Annotated in this window: 19 protein-coding genes; 7 read left to right on the top strand and 12 right to left on the bottom strand. The window is 71.9% G+C overall.

The window, feature by feature from the left end:
• Positions 1-6: 6 nt before the first annotated feature.
• From ABZ098_RS40845 to ABZ098_RS40830, 4 genes are all read right to left on the bottom strand, one after another.
• Positions 7-1,074 (bottom strand): LacI family DNA-binding transcriptional regulator, encoded by a 1,068-nt coding sequence (locus tag ABZ098_RS40845; RefSeq protein ID WP_356599382.1) that lies wholly within the window; start codon positions 1,072-1,074, stop codon positions 7-9.
• A gap of 100 nt (positions 1,075-1,174) precedes the next feature.
• Positions 1,175-3,559 carry a beta-galactosidase gene (locus ABZ098_RS40840; RefSeq protein WP_356599380.1) on the bottom strand — a complete coding sequence of 795 codons (2,385 nt, stop codon included), beginning with the start codon at positions 3,557-3,559 and terminating at the stop codon, positions 1,175-1,177.
• The gene (locus ABZ098_RS40835) at positions 3,559-5,316 is read right to left on the bottom strand and encodes a beta-galactosidase (protein ID WP_356599378.1); all 1,758 of its coding nucleotides are present in this window, start codon (positions 5,314-5,316) and stop codon (positions 3,559-3,561) included. Before ABZ098_RS40835 ends, ABZ098_RS40840 begins: the two co-directional genes overlap by 1 nt.
• A gap of 37 nt (positions 5,317-5,353) precedes the next feature.
• Positions 5,354-6,520, bottom strand: a complete 1,167-nt coding sequence (locus ABZ098_RS40830) for an MFS transporter (RefSeq protein WP_356599376.1) — start codon at positions 6,518-6,520, stop codon at positions 5,354-5,356.
• Between the two features lie 133 nt (positions 6,521-6,653).
• Between ABZ098_RS40830 and ABZ098_RS40825 the strand changes: the two genes are divergently transcribed.
• The 3 genes from ABZ098_RS40825 to ABZ098_RS40815 all read left to right on the top strand — a co-directional run bounded on the left by ABZ098_RS40825 (position 6,654) and on the right by ABZ098_RS40815 (position 8,804).
• Positions 6,654-7,307 carry a PAS domain-containing protein gene (locus ABZ098_RS40825; RefSeq protein ID WP_356599374.1) on the top strand — a complete coding sequence of 218 codons (654 nt, stop codon included), beginning with the start codon at positions 6,654-6,656 and terminating at the stop codon, positions 7,305-7,307.
• Positions 7,304-8,281, top strand: coding sequence for a threo-3-hydroxy-L-aspartate ammonia-lyase (locus ABZ098_RS40820; RefSeq protein ID WP_356599372.1), 978 nt, complete (start codon positions 7,304-7,306; stop codon positions 8,279-8,281). Before ABZ098_RS40825 ends, ABZ098_RS40820 begins: the two co-directional genes overlap by 4 nt.
• A 163-nt stretch (positions 8,282-8,444) precedes the next feature.
• On the top strand, positions 8,445-8,804 hold the full coding sequence (locus tag ABZ098_RS40815; RefSeq protein ID WP_356599370.1) for a cupin domain-containing protein: 360 nt from the start codon (positions 8,445-8,447) through the stop codon (positions 8,802-8,804).
• Between the two features lie 30 nt (positions 8,805-8,834).
• On the opposite strand, the gene ABZ098_RS40810 is transcribed toward ABZ098_RS40815, so the two are convergent.
• Entirely contained in the window at positions 8,835-9,809 is a 975-nt protein-coding gene (locus tag ABZ098_RS40810; protein WP_356599368.1) for an NAD(P)-dependent alcohol dehydrogenase, read from the bottom strand.
• A gap of 121 nt (positions 9,810-9,930) precedes the next feature.
• Between ABZ098_RS40810 and ABZ098_RS40805 the strand changes: the two genes are divergently transcribed.
• Positions 9,931-10,632, top strand: coding sequence for an SDR family oxidoreductase (locus tag ABZ098_RS40805; protein ID WP_356599366.1), 702 nt, complete (start codon positions 9,931-9,933; stop codon positions 10,630-10,632).
• Between the two features lie 750 nt (positions 10,633-11,382).
• Here ABZ098_RS40805 and ABZ098_RS40800 read toward each other — a convergent pair.
• The 4 genes from ABZ098_RS40800 to ABZ098_RS40785 form a co-directional block, all read right to left on the bottom strand.
• Positions 11,383-12,729, bottom strand: a complete 1,347-nt coding sequence (locus ABZ098_RS40800) for a VWA domain-containing protein (protein ID WP_356599364.1) — start codon at positions 12,727-12,729, stop codon at positions 11,383-11,385.
• Positions 12,726-13,583, bottom strand: coding sequence for a MoxR family ATPase (locus ABZ098_RS40795; protein ID WP_028807604.1), 858 nt, complete (start codon positions 13,581-13,583; stop codon positions 12,726-12,728). Before ABZ098_RS40795 ends, ABZ098_RS40800 begins: the two co-directional genes overlap by 4 nt.
• A 152-nt stretch (positions 13,584-13,735) precedes the next feature.
• Positions 13,736-15,046 (bottom strand): FtsX-like permease family protein, encoded by a 1,311-nt coding sequence (locus ABZ098_RS40790; protein WP_356599362.1) that lies wholly within the window; start codon positions 15,044-15,046, stop codon positions 13,736-13,738.
• 3 nt (positions 15,047-15,049) lie between these two features.
• Positions 15,050-15,835, bottom strand: a complete 786-nt coding sequence (locus ABZ098_RS40785) for an ABC transporter ATP-binding protein (RefSeq protein ID WP_356599361.1) — start codon at positions 15,833-15,835, stop codon at positions 15,050-15,052.
• A 141-nt stretch (positions 15,836-15,976) separates the two neighbouring features.
• Here ABZ098_RS40785 and ABZ098_RS40780 point away from each other — a divergent pair, with 141 nt between their 5' ends.
• From ABZ098_RS40780 to ABZ098_RS40770, 3 genes are all read left to right on the top strand, one after another.
• Positions 15,977-16,627 carry a hypothetical protein gene (locus ABZ098_RS40780; protein WP_356599359.1) on the top strand — a complete coding sequence of 217 codons (651 nt, stop codon included), beginning with the start codon at positions 15,977-15,979 and terminating at the stop codon, positions 16,625-16,627.
• Positions 16,628-16,680: 53 nt separating this feature from the next.
• Complete coding sequence (locus ABZ098_RS40775) at positions 16,681-17,280, top strand: hypothetical protein (RefSeq protein ID WP_356599357.1); 600 nt, start codon at positions 16,681-16,683, stop codon at positions 17,278-17,280.
• A 141-nt stretch (positions 17,281-17,421) separates the two neighbouring features.
• Complete coding sequence (locus tag ABZ098_RS40770; RefSeq protein ID WP_356599355.1) at positions 17,422-20,394, top strand: family 78 glycoside hydrolase catalytic domain; 2,973 nt, start codon at positions 17,422-17,424, stop codon at positions 20,392-20,394.
• Here the strand turns inward: ABZ098_RS40770 and ABZ098_RS40765 are convergent.
• Genes ABZ098_RS40765 through ABZ098_RS40755 form a run of 3 tightly spaced genes read right to left on the bottom strand, consistent with a single transcriptional unit; the run spans position 20,367 to position 23,250 of the window.
• Positions 20,367-21,023 (bottom strand): LUD domain-containing protein, encoded by a 657-nt coding sequence (locus ABZ098_RS40765; protein ID WP_356599353.1) that lies wholly within the window; start codon positions 21,021-21,023, stop codon positions 20,367-20,369. The genes ABZ098_RS40770 and ABZ098_RS40765 overlap by 28 nt on opposite strands.
• Positions 21,020-22,498, bottom strand: a complete 1,479-nt coding sequence (locus ABZ098_RS40760; protein WP_356599351.1) for a LutB/LldF family L-lactate oxidation iron-sulfur protein — start codon at positions 22,496-22,498, stop codon at positions 21,020-21,022. The genes ABZ098_RS40765 and ABZ098_RS40760 overlap by 4 nt, the downstream gene beginning before the upstream one ends.
• Positions 22,495-23,250, bottom strand: coding sequence for a (Fe-S)-binding protein (locus ABZ098_RS40755; RefSeq protein WP_356599349.1), 756 nt, complete (start codon positions 23,248-23,250; stop codon positions 22,495-22,497). The genes ABZ098_RS40760 and ABZ098_RS40755 overlap by 4 nt, the downstream gene beginning before the upstream one ends.
• Between the last annotated feature and the right edge of the window lie 57 nt (positions 23,251-23,307).

Genomic DNA, 23,307 nt, shown 5'->3' with positions numbered 1-23,307 from the left:
CCGCTCTCAGCGTCCCGGCGCCGGTCCGCTGCTCGCGCGGACGACGAGGTCGACGGGGACGAGCGAGGCGGGACGGGGCGGTTCCGCCGAGGCGTCGATCCGGCTCAGCAGGAGCCGCAGGCACCGGGTGCCGATCTCCGCGAAGTCCGTGCGCACGGTGGTGAGCGGCGGCAGCAGATGCGCGGCCTCGGGGATGTCGTCGTAACCCACCACGCTGACCGAGTCCGGCACCGGGCGGCCCGCCTCCTGGAAGGCGTGCAGGGCGCCGAGGGCCATCTGGTCGTTGGACACGAACACCGCGGTGACGTCCTCGCGCCGGGCCAGCCTGCGGCCCAGGTGGTAGCCGGAGTCGGCGCTCCAGTCGCCGAACAGCGGCTCGGGGACCGGCGCGCCGGCCGCCTCCAGGGTGGAGCGCCAGCTCGCCAGACGCTGGTCGGCGGAGGTCCAGCCGCTCGGCCCCGCGATGTGCCAGACGGTGGGGTGGCCGAGCCCCAGCAGATGCTCGGTGGCCTTGCGGGCGCCCTCCCGGGAGTCGCCGGTGACCCGCTCGCTCTCGGGGTCGAAGCCGTTCTCCAGCACCACGAGCGGAGTGTCCAGACGGGTGTCCGCCAGGGCGTGGCCGACCCACAGCTGCGGGGCGATGGCGATCACCCCGTCCGCGCCCTCGGCGCAGAGCCGGTCGACGGCCTCGACGACCGTGTCGTGCTCGGCGGAGTCCAGGGCGATGGAGCTGAGCAGGTAACCGGCCTGCTGGGCGGCGGTGTTGATCGCGGTCAGGATCGCGGCCGGTCCGTAGCGGGCCGCGTCGAAGGAGATCACCCCGAGCATCCGGGTCCGCCCGCTGGCCAGCGACCGGGCGCTGCGGCTGGGCCGGTAGCCGAGGGTCCGCATGGCCGTCAGGACCGCCTCGCGGGTCTCGGGGCGGACGGACGGGTGCTCGTTGAGCACCCGGGAGACGGTCTGCTTGGAGACACCGGCCAGCCGGGCCACGTCGTCCATCACCGGGCGCGAGCCGGCGAAGTTGCGTCGGCTGCGCCCCTTCGGAACGGCTCCCTCGGCGGCGCTTGAGGTCATGGTGACGGTTTCCTAGACGTGGTGGTGGCGGTGGAGGTACGGCGGTGCCGGCCCGCCCGGGAGCACAGCATAGGCGGGCCGGTAAAGAGGGCCGGGCAGGTCAGCCGGCCAGGACCGACCAGGTGTGCCGGGTGATCCACTCGGCGTGCGTGACGGCGGCCGTCCCCCGCTCGCCACGCGCCTGCTCGGGCAGGTGAACCGGCGCACGCTCGTGCAGCGGCAGCACCCGAAGCCGCAGACCCTCGGCGCGCAGCGCGCCCGCGGGCAGCCGGTCCAGGCCGATGTCCCAGACCCGCCCCGCGCAGAACTGGTCGGCGACCAACGTGTCACCCACGTACGCCCGCCCCACGTCCCCGTGCCAGTGCAGCCGCAGCAGCGTCCCGGACGGCAGCCCGTCCGGGACCTCGACGCGGTACTCGGCGGCCACGGTGTCGAAGTACTTGTCGGCCGGCGCGCTCGCCCGGCCCAGGACACCGGTGACGGCCTCGGGGGCGGGCCCGACGGCCCGCACGAGGGTGACCTCCGCCGGGGAGCCCTCGACGGCCGACGCGGCCGGGACCGCGTACCTGGTGAACACCCCGTCCGCGACCGCCTCAGCGGTCTCTCCGTCCACCACGGGCGCCCGCTCCGGGGCGGGCAGCACGGCGAACGACGTCGCCGTCCCCGTGCCGTGCAGCCGTACCTCGTCCCGGTCGAAGACCACCCCGTCCCCGCTCAGCACCAGCCGCTCGGCACCCCAGGCCTCGCCCCGGTAGACGGTACGGGCCGTCGCCGCGTCCAGCACCAGCAGGCCGGCCCTCCCGCCGTCGGCGGTGTCCACCTCCACGAGGGCGTCGGTGCCGGGGCGCAGCCCGGTCACCAGCAGCCGCCCACCGACCGGGGCGACCTCGCCGGAGGGCGTGTGCACGGTCGCCACCGTGGCCGCGTCCAGGGCGAGTTCGGGCGCGATGCCGTCCGTGGCGGCCAGCACCAGGACCGTACGGCCGTCGACGTCGACCGTGCACACCGGCTGGGCGGTGGCCCACTCCAGGCGCAGACCGGCCACGTCGAGACGCAGCGGCCAGCAGAAGTACGCGCCGCTCGGAACCGTGACCGGAGTGCTGGGAAGGGTCAACTCGCCACCGTCGGATCCGAATTCGACCCTGAACGACGTGTCCGGGTGATCCGGGAGCTGCTCGTGCGGCTGGTGGTTGTTGACGAACAGGAAGCCCGCGGTGCCGTCGCCGCGCACCGCCCAGCGCAGGGTCTCCCGGTCGGACTGCCCCTTGGGCCGCCGCTCGGGCAGCGTGGACCCCATGGGGGCGATCAGGTGCCCGAAGTCCGCCAACAGCAGGTGCTGGAGCCGGAGTTCGTGATAGGTCCGCCGGTACTGGCCGTACTCGCCGAGGGGTGCCTGGAAGTCGTACGTGAGGACGGGCAGGTCGTTGGGATAGCCGGTGGCGTGCGACTCCTGGAGGGTGCTGAGCTCACCCGCCGGGTTGGTGCCGCCGTGGAACATGTAGTAGCCCTGCCAGACCGAGCCGCAGCCGATCTTGGTGAGGCCGAGTGCCCCGATGTCGTCGGGGTCGACGTACGGCCGACGGTGGTACGCCACCGCCATTCCGCCGCCCAACTCGCAGGTGGCCCAGGGGAACCGGTCCGCGAACGCGTCGGGCTCGCTGCCGCGCACGCGCACCGGGCGCAGGTCCGATCCGATGCCCTCGTCGTCGCGCTGGTGGGTGAAGAAGAAGTGCTTGCGGCACGTGTCGGGCCAGCCGCCGTCGGCCTCGGTCCAGAAGGCCTCGGTGTACCCGCCGTACAGCGGAAGGAGCTCGTCCGGCGGCAGTTGGACGCCACCCCAGGCGGTCGACGTCCACAGGGGAGCGCTCAGGCCGGCCTCCTGGGCCATCCGCTTCAGCGTCAGCAGATGGCCGGGCTGGTCGTAGAGCTCGTTCTCGATCTGGACGGCCACGATCGGACCGCCGTGGGCCCGGTCGAGGCCGTCCAACTGCTCGGCGATCGCCGCGAACCAGGGGCGTACGGCGTCCAGGTACACCGGGTCGTCGGTGCGGGGCACGCAGTCGCGGGCCAGGACCCAGTCGGGCAGTCCGCCGCCCCGGACCTCCGCGTGCGACCAGGGGCCGACGCGGGGGATGAAGTCCAGGCCGTGCCGGGCACACAGCTCGGCGAAACGGCGCAGGTCGCGGTCGCCGTCGAAGCGGACGCGGCCCTCGATCTCCTCGTGGTGGATCCAGATGATGTAACTGGCCACGGCCGTGACACCGCCCGCCTTCATCTTCAGCAGCTCCTCCTCCCACTCGCCCGCGGGGTAGCGGGAGTAGTGGAACTCGCCGGAGACCGGGAACCAGGGGCGGCCGCCGCGGGTGAGCCAGCGACTGGTGACCTCGATCGGGTCGGGCACCCCGGGGGCGTCCGCGAAGGGCAGGTGCCCGGTCAGCGGAGGCCCGGCGGGGGAGGGGACGCGAAGGTGGTGCGGGTGGGCCATCAGTCGCTCTCCGGTCCGAGGTCGGGCGTGTCGGTGAGCTGGGCGCGCGTACCGGTGGTGGCGTGCAGTTCCAGCAGGACCAGTTCGTTGGCGCCGGGGCGCAGCACGGGGCCGGGGACGTACAGGGTGTGCTGCGGGCCCCGGTTCCAGTAGCGGCCGAGGTGGAAGCCGTTGACCCAGGCCTGGCCCTTGGTCCAGCCGGGCAGCGAGAGGAAGGTGTCCGCCGGGCCGTCCACCTCGAAGGTGCCCCGGTGGAAGGCGGGTACCGCGTCCGTGGTCGCCTCGGACGGGCCGAACGGCACGTCGGCCAGGTCGTCCAGCGGCACGGCCCGGCACTCCCAGCCGCGCAGTTCGGTGCCCTGGAAGGACACCGGTCCGAGCAGCCCCTTGGGCGCCCCGATGCGCGGCCCGTAGTTGACGCCACCCATGTTCTCCACCAGGACCTCGAGGACGGCACCGGCGTGCGGGACCCGTACGGACAGGGTCTCGTCGTGCCGTTCCCGCTCCAGTACGCCGACCGGGGCGCCGTCCACGAAGACCTGGGCGCGGTCCCCGACCCCGCCCGGGAAGTGCAGCAGACCGTCGCCCGAGCCCGGAAGCGTGCTGCGGTAGAGCACGTAACCGGTGTGCACGCCCAGTTCGTTCATCGTCACCGGGGTCTCGGTCGTCGTCGACGACAGCCCGCGGACGTACGGCAGCAGCGGCGCCCGGTGATCCAGGTCGACGTCGGTCAGGGGGAGTTTGGGAGCGGGCGAGGGCGCCGGCTCGTCGGGCGTGGCCGTGTGGCGGGCGATCACCTCGCGGAACGCGTGGTACTTGGGACCGGGGTCGCCGCTCTCGGTGAGCGGCGCGTCGTAGTCGTAGGACGTGATGGTGGGCTCATAGGCGTGCTTGTGGTTGGCGCCGTTGGTGAAGCCGAAGTTGGTGCCCCCGTGGAACATGTAGATGTTGACCGAGGCGCCGGCCGACAGCAGGCGGTCCAGGTCGGCGGCGGCGTCCGCGGCGGACCGTACGTGGTGCGGGCCGCCCCAGTGGTCGAACCAGCCGACCCAGAACTCCGAGCACATCAGCGGGCCCTGGGGCTGGTGGGCGCGGAGCGCGGCCAGGTTCTCCTCGACCCGGCTGCCGAAGGTGACCGTGGCGAGCGTACCGGGCAGGGTGCCGGCCGCCAGGTGCTCGGCGCCCGCCTGGTCGCAGGTGTACAGCAGCTCCTCGACACCACGGTCGCGCAGCGCCTGGTGGACATGCTTGAGATACGCGGTGTCGTCGCCGTACGCCCCGTACTCGTTCTCCACCTGCACGGCGATCACCGGACCGCCGTGCGCGGCCATGAACGGCCGCAGCGCGGGCAGGAGCCGGTCGAGGTAGCCGTCGAACGCCGCCGTGAACCGGGGGTCGCTGCTGCGCAGCCGGATGTCGGGGTCCGCGAGCAGCCAGGCGGGCAGACCGCCGTCGTCCCACTCGGCGCAGATGAACGGCCCCGGGCGCAGCAGGACGTGCAGACCCTCGTCCTGGGCGAGGCGCAGCCAGCGGGGCAGATCCAGGAAGCCGTCCAGGACGAGCGTCCCCGGCTCGGGCTCGTGGAGGTTCCAGGGGAGATACGTCTCGACGGTGTTGAGGCCCATCAGCCGGGCCTTGCGCAGCCGGTCGGTCCACTGGTCGGGGTGGATACGGAAGTAGTGCATGGCCCCGGAGATGATCCGGAACGGCTCGCCGTGCAGGAGGAAACCGTCGGAGGACGTCGTCAGAGCGGGCATGCGGGGCAACCCTTCGAGTCAGCGGGAGTTCGGTTGTTTAGCGGGTTCGGGTGCTGCGGACGAGCCAGAGCGTGGCGGCCAGGCACAGGGCCGAGACAGCGCTCAGGAGAAGCGGGACGGCCCGGACGCCGGACCACTCGATGGCCCTGCCCAGGGCCGGCCCCGCCGCCACACCGCCGATCATCGAGGCGGCGATGACGAGGGCGCCCGCCCGTCGGGCGCCGGGGGCGGCCCGGTGCAGCCAGGGCAGGCCGGTGGGGAAGATGGGCGCGATGAACAGACCGACACCCGCGTACGCGTAGGGCGCCAACTCCCGTACGGATGCCAGGAGCAGACAGACCGTCATGCCCGCGCAGGACACGGTGACGATGGCCTGCGCCGAATATCGCAGGGCGATCGGGGCGACGAGGAAACGGCCCACGGTCATCATCAGCCAGTAGACGGAGGTGGCGGTCGCGGCCACCCCGGCGCCGTATCCAACGGTCTCCAGATGGGTGGGTTCCCAGCCGCCGACGCCCGCCTCGATGCCCACGTGCAGGACGTAGAGCGCGACGAACACGCCGAGCACCGAGGCCAGACTGCGGCGGAGGACGCCGGGGGAGTCGGAATCCGGGCCGGACGGCTGCGGCGCCCGGTCCCGTACGCCCTTCAGGCACAGCAGCAGGGGCAGGTTGGCGAGCGCGAAAGCGAGGAAGACCGCCGGATAGCGCCCGGCGCCCACCACGCCGATCAGCGCCGGACCGAGGATCGCGCCCACTCCGAAGTGCGCGTTGAGGATGTTCAGCATGGCGGTGGAACGGTGTCCGAAGCCGACCGCGAAGAGCTGGTTGAGGCCGTAGTCGATGCCGCCGAAGCCGAGACCGGCGAGGAGTGCGGCGGTCAGGGCGACGGGCCAGTTCGGCGCGAGCGCGAAACCCGCGGCGCCGAACGCCATCAGCAGGTACGAGGCGCCCAGGATCCGTCGGTTGCCGACGCGGCCGAAGAGCCGGTCGAACAGCAGGACACCGGCCACCCCGCCCACGAAGTGGGCGCTCAGCCCCAGTCCGGCCGCGGAAGGAGAGAGGCCGAACTCCTCGCGGAACGCGGGGATCGCCGGACCGTACAGCGCTTGGAGCGCGCCGATCAGTACGAAGCCGACGCAGGAGGCGACCACTGCGGCCGGGCTGAAGACCGGAGTGCGCGCGGGCGCCAGTGTCGAGGACATGAAGGTTGATGTTACCGGTAACATCAGGCCCGTCAAGATCCCGGGACATAGGCGTGAGGAAGATGGGGGTTGGACTGGTTGTCCAGCAGCTGGACTGTTAGTCTAGATGGACAGGTGGAGGCGGGAGGGTGTCATGGAGGCCGAGCGGGACGCGATCATCTCCGCGCTGACGTCGGTCGTCGACGGGATCGCGGCGACCTTCGGGCCGGTGTGCGAGGCGGTGCTGCACGACTACCGGAGACCGGAGAACTCGGTGGTGGCCATCGCCGGCTCGGTGACCGGGCGCACGGTGGGCGGGGCGATGAGCGAGATCGGCCTGCGGATGGTGGCCCGGGGCGACGAGGCGGCCGACGAGCTCAACTACGTCACCCGCACCGACACCGGCAAGCTCGTCAAGTCGTCGACGATGCTGCTGCGGGACTCCTCGGGCGCGGTCTTCGGCGCGTTGTGCCTCAATGTCGACGTCACCGCGGCGAGCGAGGTCCATGCCCTGCTGGGAGCCCTGGCGGGCATCGGCACGGCCCTCGGGGAACCGCCCGTCACCACCTTCGGCGACGACATCGACTCCGTCGTCGACGTCATGCTCGACACGCACCGGCACCAGTCGTGGGCGCTGCTCGACCGCGCCGCTCGCCTGGACCTGTTCCGCAGCCTGGACGAACGGGGCGTCTTCGCCGTCCGGCGGGCGATCGAACAGGTCGCCGGACGGCTCGGGATCTCCCGCGCCTCCGCCTACAGCTATCTGTCCCAGTCCCGCAAACAGGCGCACACTGGAGGGCACCCGTGACGACCACCACCCCGCCGGTCACCCTGGACGACGTCCGGGACGCGGCCACCCGGCTCCAGGGCGTCGCGCACCGCACCCCGGTGCTGCGCTCACGGACCCTCGACGCCCTGGTCGGCGCCGAGGTCTTCCTCAAGTGCGAGAACTTCCAGCGGGTCGGTGCCTTCAAGTTCCGCGGCGCCTACAACGCGGCCTCCCGGCTCAGCCCGCAGCAGCTGGCCCGGGGCATCGCCGCCTACTCCTCCGGGAACCACGCCCAGGCGGTCGCCCTGGCCGCCCGCGAACTCGGCACCACCGCGGTGATCGTCATGCCCGAGGACGCCCCCGGCTCCAAGCGGGCGGCCACCGAGGGCTACGGCGCCGAGATCGTCACGTACGACCGCTACACCGGCGACCGCGAGGCCATCGCGGCTGCCCTGGCCGCCGAGCGGGGCCTGGCGCTCATCCCGCCGTACGAGCACCCGCACGTGATGGCGGGACAGGGCACCGCCGCTCTCGAACTCCTTGAGGAAGTAGGGGAGTTGGGCGCCCTGCTCACCCCGGTCGGAGGCGGCGGGCTGATGGCGGGGAGCGCGACCGCCGCCAAGGGCCTGCACCCGGGCATCCGTATGGTCGGCGTGGAACCGGAGGCCGGCGACGACACCAAGCGGTCCCTGGAGGCGGGGCGGCGCGTCAGCATCCCGGTGCCTAAGACCATCGCCGACGGACAGGCCCTGCACACGCCCGGCGAACTGACCTTCTCGGTGAACCGGCGGCTGGTCGACGAGATCGCGCTGGTCTCCGACGACGAGATCCGCGCGGCCATGCGGTTCGCCTTCGAGCGGCTGAAGATCGTCGTCGAACCGAGCGGTGCGAGCCCGCTGGCCGCCCTGCTCAGCGGGCGGGTGAGCGGCCTCCCGGACCGGATCGGGGTGATCGTCTCCGGTGGCAATGTCGACGCGGACCGCTTCGCGCGGCTCTGCGCGGGCGGGGAGTGACCGGGCGGGGAGTGACCGGGCATCCTCACTCGAATGGCAGGCCCGAGTGGACAGGCGGACGATGGGGTGATGGGGCGCGGCCCCCGCCGGTGCCGCCCAGGAAGGGCGGGAGACGGAGACCGGCCCCGGCCGTACCGCAACACGGCCGGAAGGGAGAGCCGTCATGTTTGAGGTGAAGACGCTCGACAAGCCGGACGAGCGCCGCGATTTCCCGCGGGGCCACCTCGAGGCGGTCCACATGAGCGGACTGGACTTCGCCGTGGCCACCTTCGAACCGGGCTGGCGCTGGTCCGAGTCCGTGGCACCCCTAGCGGGGACCACGAGCTGCGAGGTCCACCACAACGGCTATGTGGTCCAGGGCCGCATGCACATCGTCATGGACGAGGGCGGCGAGGGCGAAGTGGGCCCCGGGGACATCTTCGTGGTGTCACCCGGGCACGACGCCTGGGTCGTCGGCGACGAGCAGTGCGTGGTCTACGACTTCGCCGGTGGCATGGCGAAGGACTACGCGAAGGGCAAGTGAGGCGACACGCCGCTTCCGTACCGTCACGGTTCACACCGTGACGACGATCTTCGCGCGTGCGTGCTCCACCTCCAGATGCCGGATGGCCTCGGCCGCCTGGCTCAGCGGATACATCCGCTCGACGGCCGGGGCGATCTTCCCCGCCTCGGCGAGTTCCCGCAGGGCGGCCAGGTTGTCCTTGCGCGCCTTCGCCGGGAGCTGGAGCACCCGCTGCCGGACGAAGGGGGACAGGAGCAGTCCCCGGAGCGTGAGCCGTACCGGGCCGAGGACGCTGCCGCCCTCGTACACACCCCCGCCGGACAGCACGACCGTTCCGGCGGGAGCCGTCGCGCGCCGCAGATCGCGCAGTGAACGATTGCCCACCAGGTCCAGTACGACGTCGTAGCGGCGCCCGGTGCGGGCGAAGTCCTCCCGGGTGTAGTCGACGATCTGGTCCGCCCCGAGGGATCCGACGAGCTCGACGTTGCGCGCACCGCACACGCCGGTCACCTCGGCGCCGTACGCCTTCGCGATCTGCACGGCGAACGTCCCCACACCTCCCGACGCGCCGTTCACCAGGACGGACTGTCCGGCCCTGACTCCGGCCACGTCCCGCAGTCCGATGAGGGCAGTGTTCGCGGCCAGCGGCATCGCGGCCGCCTGCTCGAAGGAGAGGCCGGCGGGCTTGAGGTCCGTCGCGCTGTCCTTCGCGCACACGAACTCGGCGAACGTCCCGTCCGCCTCGCCGTACACCTCGTCGCCCGGATGCAGCCCCTTGACCTCGGCGCCGACCGCCTCGACGCGGCCCGCGAAGTCCCGGCCCCGGATCCGCACCTTCGGCGGGCGCAGTCCGAACGACAGCCGGGCGATCTTCGGGTCGCCGCGCAGGTAGTGCCAGTCGTAGGCGTTGACCGAGGCCGCGTGCACCCGCACGAGCACCTCGTCGGCGGCCGGCACGGGCCGCTCGACCTCCCGCAGCTCCAGCGTGTCCGCCGAGCCGTACCGGTCCTGGACGACTGCCTTCATGCGACCCCCTCCGTCGCTTGGGAGCGTAGGGAAGAGGCCTCGGCTTGCCATCGGAAACCGATCGGTTTACTGTGGGGGTCGTAGTTAAACCGATCGGTTTCCCGACGCTCTGGAGGCTCCCATGACCACCATCGCAGGTTCCGTCGCCCTGGTCACCGGCGGCAGCCGCGGCATCGGCCGGGCGCTGGTGACCGCCCTGTACGAGCGTGGCGCGAAGAAGGTGTACGCCACCGCCCGCGACCCGCGGACCGTGACCCACCCGGACGCGGTGCCGCTGGCCCTGGAGGTGAGCGACCCCGCCTCCGTCGCGGCCGCCGCCGAACAGGCCCAGGACGTCACCCTGCTGATCAACAACGCCGGCGCGGCCGTGAGCGCGAGCTTCCTGGACGCCCCCGTCGAGGACGTCCGCCGCGAGTTCGAGACCAACTTCTACGGCCCGCTCCTCGTGACCCGCGCGTTCGTCCCGGTCATCGAATGCAACGGCGGCGGGCACCTCCTCAACGTCCACTCGGTGCTGTCCTGGCTCGGCGTCGCCGGCTCCTACAGCGCCTCCAAGGCCGCCCTGTGGTCGCAGACCAACTCCCTGCGTCTGGACCTGAAGCCGCGCGGCATCGAGGTCACCGGGCTGCACGTCGGGTACGTCGACACGGACATGACCGCGAAGATCGACGCCCCGAAGGTCACTCCCGAGAGCGTGGCCGCGCAGGCCCTCGACGGCATCGAGTCCGGCGCCTTCGAGGTCCTCGCCGATGACCTGACCCGACAGGTGAAGGCCGGCCTCGCCGCGGATCTCGCCGCGCTGTACCCGCAGTTGGCGGCCTGAGACACCCGGACGCGCGGCCCCGCGCTCCCACCGGGGGTGCACTGGCCCGCCGTCTCCGGCGCGGCCGGTCTCCGGGGCGGTGACGGTCGTTGTCGCCGGATGTGTGTCAGGGAACCCACGTAAGGGGCACCGGGCTGGCGCCATTGGCGGACTGATCCCGGACGCACGGCGCGAACCGGCGGTGGGTGCTCGCATCGGGGCCGCGTCGGCCCGCCGTTCCCGGTGCGGCCGGTCTCCGGGGCGGTGACGGTCGTTGTCGCCGTGTGTGTGTCGGGAACTCACTCGGTATTTCGCGGGGCTGCGCAGTTGGCGGTCTGAGGCGCCCGGACGCGTGGCGCGGGTGCGCCGGTGGGTGCTCCAGGCGGGGCCGCGTCGGCCCGCCGTTCCCGGTGCGGCCGGTTTTCGGGGCGGTGACGGTCGTCGTCGCCGGGTGGGTGTCGGGAACTCACTCGGTATTTCGCGGGGCTGCGCAGTTGGCGGCCTGAGGCGCCCGGACGCGTGGCGCGGGTGCGCCGGTGGGTGCTCGCATCGAGGCCGCGTCGGCCCGCCGTTCCCGGTGCGGCCGGTTTTCGGGGCGGTGACGGTCGTTGTCGCCGGGTGCGTGCACGGGAGCCCACGCTCCGGCACCGGGCCGGCGACCCCGGCTCACAGGTTCGGGGCGGCGCACCGGACAGCAACCTTCTGGGAGGCCTCGCCGTCACCCCCCCCGCCCGGCCCGACGGCATCCGGCGCGGCCCGCGGCCCTGCCGCTCAGATCGGCAGCAGTCGCCCCACCAGCGCGCTCAGCTGCCGGACATTGCGGCACTCGTGCATCTCCACCAACTCGGCGTACTCGTAAGCCGCCGAGTCACCCGTGCCCCACTGCGCACGTGCCTCCGGGTTCAACCAGTGGACGCGGCGCGCCCGTTCGGTGATCTCCCGGAGGGCGGGCAGGTTCGGGTCGCTCATGTTGGTGCGGGCGTCACCGAGCACGAACACCGTCGTGCGCGGGCTCAGCGCGTCCCCGTACAGCGACGCGAACTCGCCCAGCGCCACACCGTAGTCGCTGCTGCCGTGCCACCCCGTGAGCCTGGCCTCGGCGCGGATACGGGCGCCGAGCCCCTCCGCGTCCGCCGCCCCGTGTTCGAGGAGCCGGGTCACCTCGTCGATGCGATTGACGAAGGCGAACACCCGCACCTTGCTGAACTGGTCGTGCAGCGCCTGCACCAGCAGCATCGTGAAGTCCGAGAACCCCGACACCGAGCCCGACACATCGCACAGCAGCACCAGTTCGGGACGGGCCGGCCTGCGCCGCCGCAGCACCGGCTTCATCGGCACCCCGCCCGTCGACAGCGAACCGCGCAGGGTCCGCCGTAGATCGATACTGCCCCGCGCGGCACGACGACGGCGGGCCGCCAGCCGGGTGGCGAGCTTGCGGGCCAACGGCTGGACCGTGCGCCGCAGTTCGGCCAGCCGGTCCTTCCCGGCGAACAGGAAGTCGACCCGGTCGGTGGTCGGGGCCACCGCCCGCCGCGCGATCTCGTCCCGGTCCCGTCGCTCCGCCACCCGCCGCCGGGCCTCGGCCGCCACCAGCGCGCGGAACGCCTCGATGCGCCCCCGGATCTCGTCCTCGAGGAGCCGGTCCGTGAACCCGGACATGCCCTGCCGCGCCCGCACGTCGTCCCGGACGCGCGCGAGCAGCGTCTGCGGGCGCAGCCGGTCCAGGGCCTGGTACGAGGACCAGCCGTCGGAGGAGGGGGAGTTGCCGTATCCGCCGAACCCGTCGACGGCCTCCGCCGCGAGGCGGGCCATCAGGGTCTCGTCGTTCGCGGCGAGGGCCCCGGCGAGACGCTCGCGCAGGTCCTCCCGGTCCGCCGGCCCGGTCTCGGGCGCGCCGACGCCCCGCGGGAAGTACAGGTCGAAGACCGGGTCGAACACCCGCCGTTGCGCGGTGCTGTGCAGCAGGGTCGCCGCAAGCCCCTCCCGCAGCCGCTCGCGGTCGGCGAACCCGAGCGCCTCGACCGCCTGCGCCGCGTCCACCGTCTCGCCCGTCCCGATCCGCACGCCGTGCGCGCGCAGGGCGCCGACCAGGGAGGTGAGCCGCTCGGCGGTGCTCACACCGCGTCCAGGTCGAGCTTGGCCCCGGCCTTGAGGATGTCGTCCTGGTGCTTGAGGAGCACGCCCAGGCTGTCCCGTACGACCGTCTCGTCGAGGTGGTCCGCGCCGAGCGCGAGCAGCGTGCGTGCCCAGTCGATGGTCTCCGCGACCGAGGGCACCTTGCGCAGGTCCATGGCCCGCAGCGCCCCCACGACCCGCACCACGGACTTCGCCAGCGTCTCGTCGAGGCCCGGCACCTTCAGCCGTACGATCCGACGCTCCAGCTCCTCCTCCGGGAACCCGATGTGCAGGAACAGGCAGCGGCGGCGCAGGGCCTCCGACAGCTCGCGGCTGGCGTTGGAGGTCAGGACGACGAAGGGGCGGCGGGACGCGGTGATCGTGCCGAGCTCGGGGACGGTGACCTGGAAGTCGGAGAGCACCTCCAGGAGCAGGCCCTCGACCTCGACGTCCGCCTTGTCGGTCTCGTCGATCAGCAGGACCTTGGGCTCGTCACCGCGGATCGCCGTCAGCAGGGGCCGGGAGAGCAGGAACTCCTCGCTGAAGATGTCCGTGCGCGCCTCGTCCCAGGTCTCGTCCCGGCCGGCGCTGATGCGCAGGAGCTGCTTGGCGTGGTTCCACTCGTACAGTGCCCGCGACTCGTCCACGCCCTCGTAACACTGGAGCCGGACCAGTCGCGCCCCGGCGACCTCGGCCACCGCCTTGGCCAGCTCCGTCTTGCCGACCCCGGCGGGACCCTCGACCAGGAGCGGCTTGCCGAGCCGGTCGGCGAGGAAGACGGTCGTGGCGACCGCGGGCGAGGCGAGGTAGCCGGTCTCGGCGAGGCGTGCGGAGACGTCGTCGACGGATGTGAACAGCAACGGGGCCTCCAGGGCGGCGCGAACTCGTTCCGCCAACTATCTAAGCGCTTGTTCACCTCTTCTGTCACGGGGTCGAGGCCGGTGGACGCGGCCGGAGGGCAGCGAGAAGGGGCGTCACCGAAGTGACGCCCCGGGCCGACCGGTGTCCTTCACGCCGCCAGTCCCACCGCCTCCACCGCCGGAGTGCGCAGCACCCGGTGGGCCGTGGCCAGGCTCGTCCCGATCGTCGCGGCCGCCGCGATCCCCACCACCGCCAGCCAGATGCCGAGGCCCTGGTGGGGCAGCACCGAGTCGGTGCGGACGACGGTGAACGGGATGATCCCGGCCAGCGCCGCCACCGTGCCGAAGAACAGCCCGACCACCGTGAGGATCAGCCCCTCCGTACCCACCGTGCCCAGCACCTGACCCGGGCTCGCCCCGGCCAGCCGCTGCTGACCGAACTCCCGGCTGCGGTAAGTGGTCGCCGCGTACAGCGAGTTGACCAGCATCACGCACACGAACACCACGATGATGCCGACGACCGTGAGGTTCAGTGTCTCCAGGTTCTTCGCGTCGACCGTCTTGACCGCACCCGAGTCCCTCATGGCGTCGCTCTCCACGGCCTGCATGTACAGCGTGGCGACCGACACCGCCGTGAACAGGATCAGCGACACCAGGATCCCGGCGAGGTGGTCCACCCGCCGGCGCAGGTTCCGCACGGCCAGCCAGCCGCTCGCACCGGTCAGCGGCAACCGGTCCAGGACACCCTTCAGCAGCCGCGGCGCCAGCAGCGCGAACCCCACGGACAGCAGGATCGCCCCGTACGCCGGCGTCGCCATGAGCGCCTCGTCCGTCGCCGAGAAGGCGAAGGTGGAGGTCACCGACAGGGCTCCGAGACCGAGCGCCGCGTACGCCAGGTACGTGCGCGCCCGGCCCCGCTGCCGACGCCCCCGCGTGGCTCGTCGTACGGCGAGGAAGGCGGCGCCCGCCGCCGCGACCAGGGTGATGTCGACGCCCGACAGCAGCGCGACGGGGCCGAAGGAGTGGTCGACGTCCTGCGCGACCTGCCCGCTGTCCTGGAAGACGTCCAGCAGCGCCCGCCCGCCGAGCATCGCAGGACCGATCGCCAGCGCGGCACCGATCAGGGCGACCGCCACGGACTCGCCCACCACCATCCGCCTGATCTGCCCCGGTGTCGCCCCCGAACAGCGCAGCAGCTCCAACTCACCCGCGCGTTGACGTACGTTGACCGTCAGGGTCGACGCCACGGCGAAGAACACCAGGAGGGTGCCGTAACCGCCGACCACGCTCGCGGAGGTGGTCAGGGTGTTTGAGCTCGCCGGGTCGACACCCGGCCGACCCGCCGTGTCGTAGAGCGAGTTGAACGTCATGATGATCCCCGCGCCCAGGAAGGCGGCCAGCAGGGTCGCGAGAAACCGTCCGGGCCGTTGTCGTATCGACCGCATCGCCAGCATGAACATGGCTCACACCTCCGTCGTCATGTCGTCGCCCAGGTGCGCGAGCCGCTCGGCCACCGCGTCGGGCGTCGGCGCGTCCATCCGGCCCGCGAGCCGGCCGTCCGCCAGGAACAGCACGGAGTCGGCGTAGGAGGCGGCGACCGGGTCGTGGGTCACCATCACCACGGTCCGGCCGTGCACCCGCACCGCCTCCTGGAGCAGCCGCAGCACGTCCCGCGCGCTACGGGTGTCCAGGGCACCCGTCGGCTCGTCCGCGAAGATCACCCGGGGGTCCGTGACCAGCGCGCGGGCGATCGCCACCCGCTGCCGCTGACCGCCGGAGAGCTGGTCGGGCCGGTGCCCGAGCCGGTCGCCCAGACCGACAGCCGTGAGGACCTCCCTGACCCGCCTCCGGTCGACCTTCCGGCCGGCGAGCTTCAGCGGCAGGACGGTGTTCTGTGCGACCGTCAGCGTCTCCAGCAGGTTGTACTGCTGGAACACGAACCCCACCCGCCCGCGCCGGAACCTCGTCAGCTCCGCTTCGCCACCGCCGGTCAGCTCCGTGCCGTCCACCCGCACGATCCCGCTGTCCGGCCGGTCGAGACCGGCCGCGCACTGCAGCAGCGTGGACTTGCCGGACCCGGACGGCCCCATCACCGCGGTGAAGGTGCCCCGGCGCAGGCTCAGGGTGACCCCGTCCAGAGCGGTCACGGCACTGTCGTCGGTGCCGTAGGTCCTGCTGACCTTCACCAGCCGCAGCGCCTCCGTGGCGGGCCCCGCGTCGTGCGTGCCTCGTGAACCTGTGCGAAACATCGTCGTCCCCCTTCGTCCGGCACGCCGTGTGCCTTGCTGAAGAAGCTACGGAGTCGTGGACCGGGGCACATTGGGCGCAGAACCCGTCTTCGGGGGTGTACTCAGTGACACCCCTCGACGGATGCGGCAGGGTTGTTCGCCATGACCGACGGAATAGCGTGGCTCGCCGAACCGCAGTCCATCGCGTGGGGCGGCTACAGCGTGGTGATCGCCCCCGACCTCGAATCGGAGTCGCTGGCGAGACGGATCGCGGAGACCGCCCACCGACCCACCAGACCCCGCCCCATCGGCGAACTCACCGGCCGCCAGGTGCACGACCTGCTGGAAGGCCTGTACGAAGACGTCGCCCAGGGCATCGCCCTGCGCCACGGCGAGCTCGACGAGTGGTCCTACGTCATCAAGTACGGCGGCTGGCAGGGCGAGTTCGGCACCGGAAGCCGACCGGTCGACCGCGGCGGCCTGCACGTCTACCACCTGGAGTACGAGGAGGAGAACGGCAAGCCGGTGCCCCCGAACTTCGCCTACCGCCACGACGAGAACCTGATGTGCGCGTTCAACCTGCACCTGGACGGGAGTTGGGGCCACGGCAGCCCCGAGGGCGACCCCGACGTGGTCGCCGCCGTCCAGGAGCGGCTCACCGCAGCCGGACTTCCCGACGACGACCTGGAACACCCTGTCGTGCACCGGGCCTGTCTGGAGGTGCTCCAGCAGCACTTCGGCCTCACCCTGCCCCGCGAGCGGATCCTGGAGGACACCCTGCCCACACTCCTGCTGACCGGTCCCTGGCCGTAGGGGCCGCCGAAGCACGCGGGGGCGTTGTCAGTGGGGCGCTGTACTTTCGGCTCATGGGGATCTACCTGGTGAGCGTGGGCGCGCGGGAGTGGTTCGACGCGGACGAGGAGGAGGGCGGCAAGGGCGTCCTCGCCGCCGCGCTCGGCGAGGAGCTGCGCCGACGGGGCCTGCCGCCGTACGAGTCGGTGCCGGAGGAACCGGAGCGGGTGGTGCGCGGGGCGGGGCTCTCGTTCGAGGAGAAGCTGGTGCCTCCCATGGAGGGGTTCGGGGCACTGTGCCGGGAGCACCTGTCGCAGGAGGAGTACCAAATGCTCTGCGGCTGGTCGCTCCTGGTGCCGTTCGCGCTCGACGACGAGATCCGGCTGCCGGTCGAGAACTCCTACGCCGACACGACGACGGTCGCCGGTGCCCCGCAGGTGCTCGCCCTCGCCGAACGGCTCGCGGGGGCCGTCGGCCTGCCGGTGGACGAGATACCCGAGGCCTGCGACAACCTCGACCTGACCATGTGGTTCCTGGACGGGCCGGTGAAGGACGTGGCGGCCGCGCGGCCGGGACCGTGGGCCGACGACCTCGACGCCGCGTTCTACGTGGCCCTGTACCTGCGCGCCGCCCAGCACTCCCTGCGGCGCGGCTGCCCGATCGTCTACTGCTGACCTGAGGGTGGGTCAAGGCGGCAGTCCTTGAACGGTTTCACCTCGCGGCGCGGACGGTGGACACCCCTGTCATCTGCCGTTAACTTCAACCGCCCACCCAGCTGAATCGATACAACTGGGAGCAGTCGAAGGGACCACGGCATGACAGACGGAGCCGGCAGCACGGACGGCGTCGAGGGCCTCACGGTGGAGCACCGCACCGATCCGCTCGGCGTGGACGCGGCCCGCCCCCGATTCGGCTGGCGCACCGCGTCCCGGGTGCGCGGCCGGCGGCAGACGGCGTACCGCGTCCTCGTCGCGTCCACCCCGGACCGGCTCGCCGACGGCCGTGCGGACGTCTGGGACAGCGGCCGGACCGACTCGGCGGACTCGGTGGCCGTGCGCCACACGGGCCCCGAGCTGCGCCCCTCGACCCGCTACCACTGGACGGTCCAGCTCTGGGACGAGAACGGCCACAGGCTTCCCGACGCCCCGGCGGCCCGTTTCGAGACCGGCCTGCTCAGCACCGACGGCGTCAGCGGCTGGGACGGCGCGAAGTGGATCAGCATGGCGGGCAAGGCGCCGAACAGCCCCGGCTCGCCGCTCCTGAGAAGGCAGACGGCCCTGAGGACCGGCCGGGTGCGCGAAGCCCGGCTGTACGTCTCCGCGCTCGGCGTGTACGTGACCTACGTCAACGGCCGCCGGGTCACCGTGCCCCAGGACGGCGGCAGCACGTATGAGCTCCTCACCCCGGGCTGGACCAACTACGACACCACCGTCAACTACTTCACCTACGACGTGACGGCCCTGGTGGCGGGTGAGCCGCAGGTCACCCTCGCCGCGGTGCTGGGCAACGGCTGGTACAACAGCCGTGTCTCCGACAACAGCGTCTACTACTCCGAGGCCGGCGACCGCCTCGCCCTGAAGGCCAAGCTCCTGATCCGCTACGAGGACGGCTCGACCCAGACCGTCGTGACCACCCCCGGCGAGGAATGGCAGGCCACGGACACCGGCCCCTACCGCGCCGACGACCTCTACGACGGCCAGACCTACGACGCCCGCCGGGAACTGCCCGGCTGGACCGCGAACGGCTTCGACACCTCGGCCTGGTCCGCGACCGAGGAGCACGACTTCACCACCCGGTTCCCCGACTCCCGGCTGGTCGCCCACCCCGGCGAATCGGCCCGGCTGATGCCCGAGTGGGACCACAGGCCGCGGTCGATCTCCGTGTACACCGGCGGCGGCGATTTCGTCGCCGACCCCACCCGCACGGGCACCGACCCCACCGAGGCCGCAACCGCCCCCCTCACCCTGCACCCCGGCGACACCGCCGTGATCGACCTGGGCCAGAACCTGGTCGGCGTCCCCCGCTACACCCTCCGCGGCCCGGCCGGAGCCGAAGTCGCCTTCAGACCGGGGGAGATGCTCAACGACACCAGCGCGGGCGCGGACGGCCCCGAGGGTTCCGTGTACCGGGCGAACCTCCGCACCGCCGGGGCGACCAGCACCTACATCCTCAAGGGCGACCCGCAGGGCGAGACGCATGAGGACTCCCTGACGTTCTACGGCTTCCGCTACCTCTCCGTCACCACGTCGGAGACGGTCACCCTCACCGAAGCGACCGGCAGGGTCGCCACCTCCGCCCTCCGGGACATCGGCCAGGTCACCACCGACGACCCCGACATCAACCAACTGACCAGCAACGTCCGTTGGGGCCAGCGCGGCAACTACCTCTGGGTCCCCACCGACTGCCCGCAGCGCGACGAACGCTGCGGCTGGACCGGCGACACCCAGCTCTTCGCCCAGACCGGCCTCTACAACACCGAAGCGGTCGCCTTCCTGAGCCACTTCCAGGACATCCTGATCGACTCCCAGCACACCTACGGAGCGGACGGCGCCCAGTTCACCTGGATCGCGCCCGGCGCCCGCTACAACGAGCCGGTCCCGGCGAGCGGTTGGGCGGACTGCGGGGTCGTCGTGCCCTGGACCGTGTGGCAGATGAGCGGCGACACCACCATCGTCGACCGCAGCTGGGACGCGATGACCGCCTACATGGACTGGATCCGCGCGCGCACCGGCGACACGTACGCCGGACAAGGAGCGATCTTCGGCGACTGGCTGGCCTTCCAGGTCACCAGCACCCAACTCGTCAGCGACGCCTACTACGCCTACAGCGCCCGCCTCATGACGGACATGGCCCGCGCCACCGGCCGCACCGCAGAGGCCCACGCCTACGAGGACCTCTTCTCCCGCATCAAGCGGGCGTTCGTCACCAAGTACCTCCACACCGAGGACGGCCGGCTCACCGTCCGCTCCAGCCTCGGCTCCCCACCGCCGTGGACCCCGGGAGGCAGCCCCACCCGGACCGAGGACGACAGTCAGACCGCGCTGCTGTGGGTCCTCAAACTCGGCCTGTACGACACCGAGGCCCAGCGACGCGCGATCGTCGAGCTCCTCGTCCAGAACATCGGCAACTCCGCCGACTACAAGGCCGCCCACCCCGGCAGCACCCGCGTCGGCCACGCCGAGAACACCCTCTCCGTCGGCTTCCTCGGGGTGAACGTCCTGGCCCCCGTCCTCACCGAGGAGGGCCAGGTCGAGCTGGCGTACAAGGTGTTGCACCAGGACGCGATGCCGTCCTGGCTGTACTCGGTGAGGAACGGCGCGACCACGGTCTGGGAGCGCTGGAACTCGTACTCGAAGGAGGACGGCTTCGGGCCGGTCGAGATGAACTCCTTCAACCACTACGCCTACGGCGCGATCATGGAGTGGATGTACGAGAGCATGGCCGGCATCGCCAAGGACCCGGCCCACCCGGGCTTCAAGCACTTCTTCCTGCGGCCCCACCTCGACCCGACCGGCAGGATCACCCGGGTCACCGGCTCGCACCGGTCGCCGTACGGCGAGATCGTCAGCGCCTGGACGGTCCGGGAGGGCGAGTTCACGCACCGGGTCGCGGTCCCCGCCAACAGCACCGCGACCCTGCGCATTCCCACGGCCGACCCCGACTCCGTGCACGAGGGCGGCACACCTCTGTCACGCGTGGAGGGGGTGCAGTACCTGGGCTTCGACGAGGGGAGCGCTCGGTACGACATCCCCTCCGGCCGTTACGAGTTGACGTCCTCGCTCGCCTGAGTGTCCACCAGGACCACCTCCAGGGTGCGCGGACCGTGCACCCCCTCGACCCGGTCCAGCTCGATGTCACTGGTCGCCGAAGGACCGGAGATCCACGTCAACGGGCGTACCGGGTCGAGGCGTTCGAGGGCCTGCGGCACCGAGGAGACGACCTGGTCCGGAACCCGTACGACACAGATGTGGTGGTCCGGCACCAGGGTGATACGGCGGCGGCCCTGGTCCGGGCCGCCGTCCAGCACGATGGTGCCGGTCTCGGCGACGGCCACCGCGCACGCCGTGACCACGCTGTCGACCCGGTCCAGTTCGTGCGGGGTGCTCTCGGCCCGGTCCGGGACCTGCTCGGAGTCGGCGTCCGCGAGCCACGCCGACTCAAGGCCGGGCGGCACGAGGACGGTCTTCGCACCCCGGGCCGCCAGCATCCCGGCGAGCGTCGCCGGCAGATCGGCCGCGGTGCAGCGGTGCACGATCGCCCGGTAGTCCGCCAGGTTCTCGGCCAGCAGCTCCACCGTCTCCTCGATGCTCCGGTCGCCGTGCTCCCGCAGATAAGCGCGCTCGATCGGGACATCCTCGCCCGGGGCGTCGGCCAGCGCGCGCCGCACCCGGCCCAGGATCCGTTCCCTGCTGCTCACTTGCCGCCCTCCTTGCCGCCGCCTGTGCGCTGCCACCAGTCACGGAACGGTTCCGCGGGCACCGGCGGCAGATCCCGGGTGCCGCTCCACGCCTTGCCGGGACCCGGCAGGGTACGCGGATGGAGACGGCGGGTCCGCGAGGCCGCCCGCTGGCCGGTGCGCAGGACACCGGGGTGGGCGAACGCCCAGCGGGCCGCCCGCATCGCCGCCCGCTCGGCCGCGTGTCCCTTGGCGGGCTTGAGCACCACCTTGTTGCCCTCGCGCACCACAGGACCGCCCTGCACCACCCGCTCCCGCAGATGCACCAGCACCTCGGGGATGTCGATGGCGACCGGGCAGACCTCGTAACAGGCCCCGCACAGACTCGACGCATACGGCAGGGAGGCGTCGATCTCGCTTGCCGTGCCCCGCAGTTGCGGGCTGAGGATCGCGCCGATCGGGCCCGGGTACACCGAGCCGTACGCGTGCCCGCCGGCCCGCTCGTACACCGGGCACACGTTCAGGCACGCCGAGCAGCGGATGCAGCGCAGCGCCTGGCGGCCGACCTCGTCGGCGAGGGTGTCGGAGCGGCCGTTGTCGAGAAGCACGAGGTGGAAGTTCTGCGGCCCGTCCTCGTCGGTCGTGCCGGTCCACGTCGAGGTGTAGGGGTTCATGCGCTCGGCGGTCGAGGAACGGGGGAGCGTCTGGAGGAAGACCTCCAGGTCCTGCCAGCTCGGCACGATCTTCTCGATGCCGACGACCGAGATCAGCGTCTCCGGCAGGGTCAGGCACATCCGTCCGTTGCCCTCGGACTCCACGACCACCAGGGTGCCGGTGTCGGCGACCATGAAGTTGGCGCCGGAGATGCCGACCTTGGCGCGCAGGAACTTCTCCCGCAGGTGCAGCCGTGCCGCCTCCGCCAGTTCGGCGGGCGTGTCGGTGAGGCCCTCGGGGGCCGGGCGGCCCCACTCGCTCATCTCACGCTCGAAGATGTCCCGGATCTCGCCCCGGTTGCGGTGGATGGCCGGGACGAGGATGTGCGAGGGCCGGTCCTTGCCCAACTGCACGATCAGCTCGGCGAGATCGGTCTCGTAGGCGCGGATGCCCGCTTCGAGAAGGGCCTCGTTGAGCCCGATCTCCTGCGTGGCCATCGACTTGACCTTCACGACCTCCGACTCGCCCGTCATCTTGACGAGTTGGGTGACGATCTCGTTGGCCTCGTCGGCGTCGGCCGCCCAGTGGACGGTGCCGCCCGCCGCGACCACCGACTCCTCCAACTGCACGAGGTAGCGGTCGAGATGGCGCAGCGTGTGGTCCTTGATCCGCTTGCCCGCCTCGCGCAGCTCCGCCCAGTCGGAGACCTCGGCGACGGCGTTCGCCCGCTTGGCGCGGATGGTGTGCGTGGCGTGGCGCAGATTGCCGCGCAGGGTCTTGTTGTTGACGGCCTCGTGCGCGGCCTTCGGGAAGGCCGGCATCCCCACGAACGTCCCGCTCATACGGCCGCCTCCTCCTCAGTGCTCGCCAGGATCTCCGCGATGTGCACCGGCCGCATGTCCGACTCCAGCCGGCCCATCGTGCCGCCGATGTGCATCAGACAGGAGTTGTCGGCCGCGCACAGCACCTCGGCGCCCGTCGACTCGGCGTTGCGCACCTTGTCCGTGCCCATCGCCGCCGAGACATCGGCGTTCTTCAGGGCGAAGGTGCCACCGAAGCCGCAGCACTCGTCGGCACCCGGAAGCTCCCTCAGCTCCAGCCCCTTGACCGCCTGGAGCAGCCACCGCGGCCGGTCGCCGAGCCCGAGGCCGCGCAGTCCGTGACAGGTCGGGTGGTACGTCACCGTGTGCGGGTAGTACGCCCCGACGTCCGTCACCCCCAGCACGTCCACCAGGAACTCCGTGAGCTCGTACGTCTTCGGCACCACGGGCGCCAGCGCGGCCGCGAGGCCCTCCCCGCGACCCTCGGCCCGGGCCCGCTCACCCATCCGCGGGTACAGCTCCCGCACCATCGCCCCGCAGGATCCGGACGGCGTCACGATCGCCTCGTAGTCCCGGAAGACATCGGAGAAATGCCGGGCCAGCGGCTCCGCCTCATGCCGGTAGCCGGTGTTGTAGTGCGCCTGCCCGCAGCAGGTCTGGGACATCGGGAAGTCGACGTCGACGCCCAGCCTGGTCAGCAGTTTCACCACAGCGCGCCCGGTGTCCGGATACAGCGTGTCGTTGACACAGGTCAGGAACAGGGCGACACGCATCGCGGCTCCTTGTGGTCGGTCATCGGATGAGTGAAGCGTAGTCCGGGGGTGAGGGCC

It is taken from the genome of Streptomyces sp. NPDC006335, from assembly GCF_040612795.1.
Lineage (GTDB): Bacteria > Actinomycetota > Actinomycetes > Streptomycetales > Streptomycetaceae > Streptomyces.
This window is presented reverse-complemented; position numbering and strand designations above follow the sequence as displayed.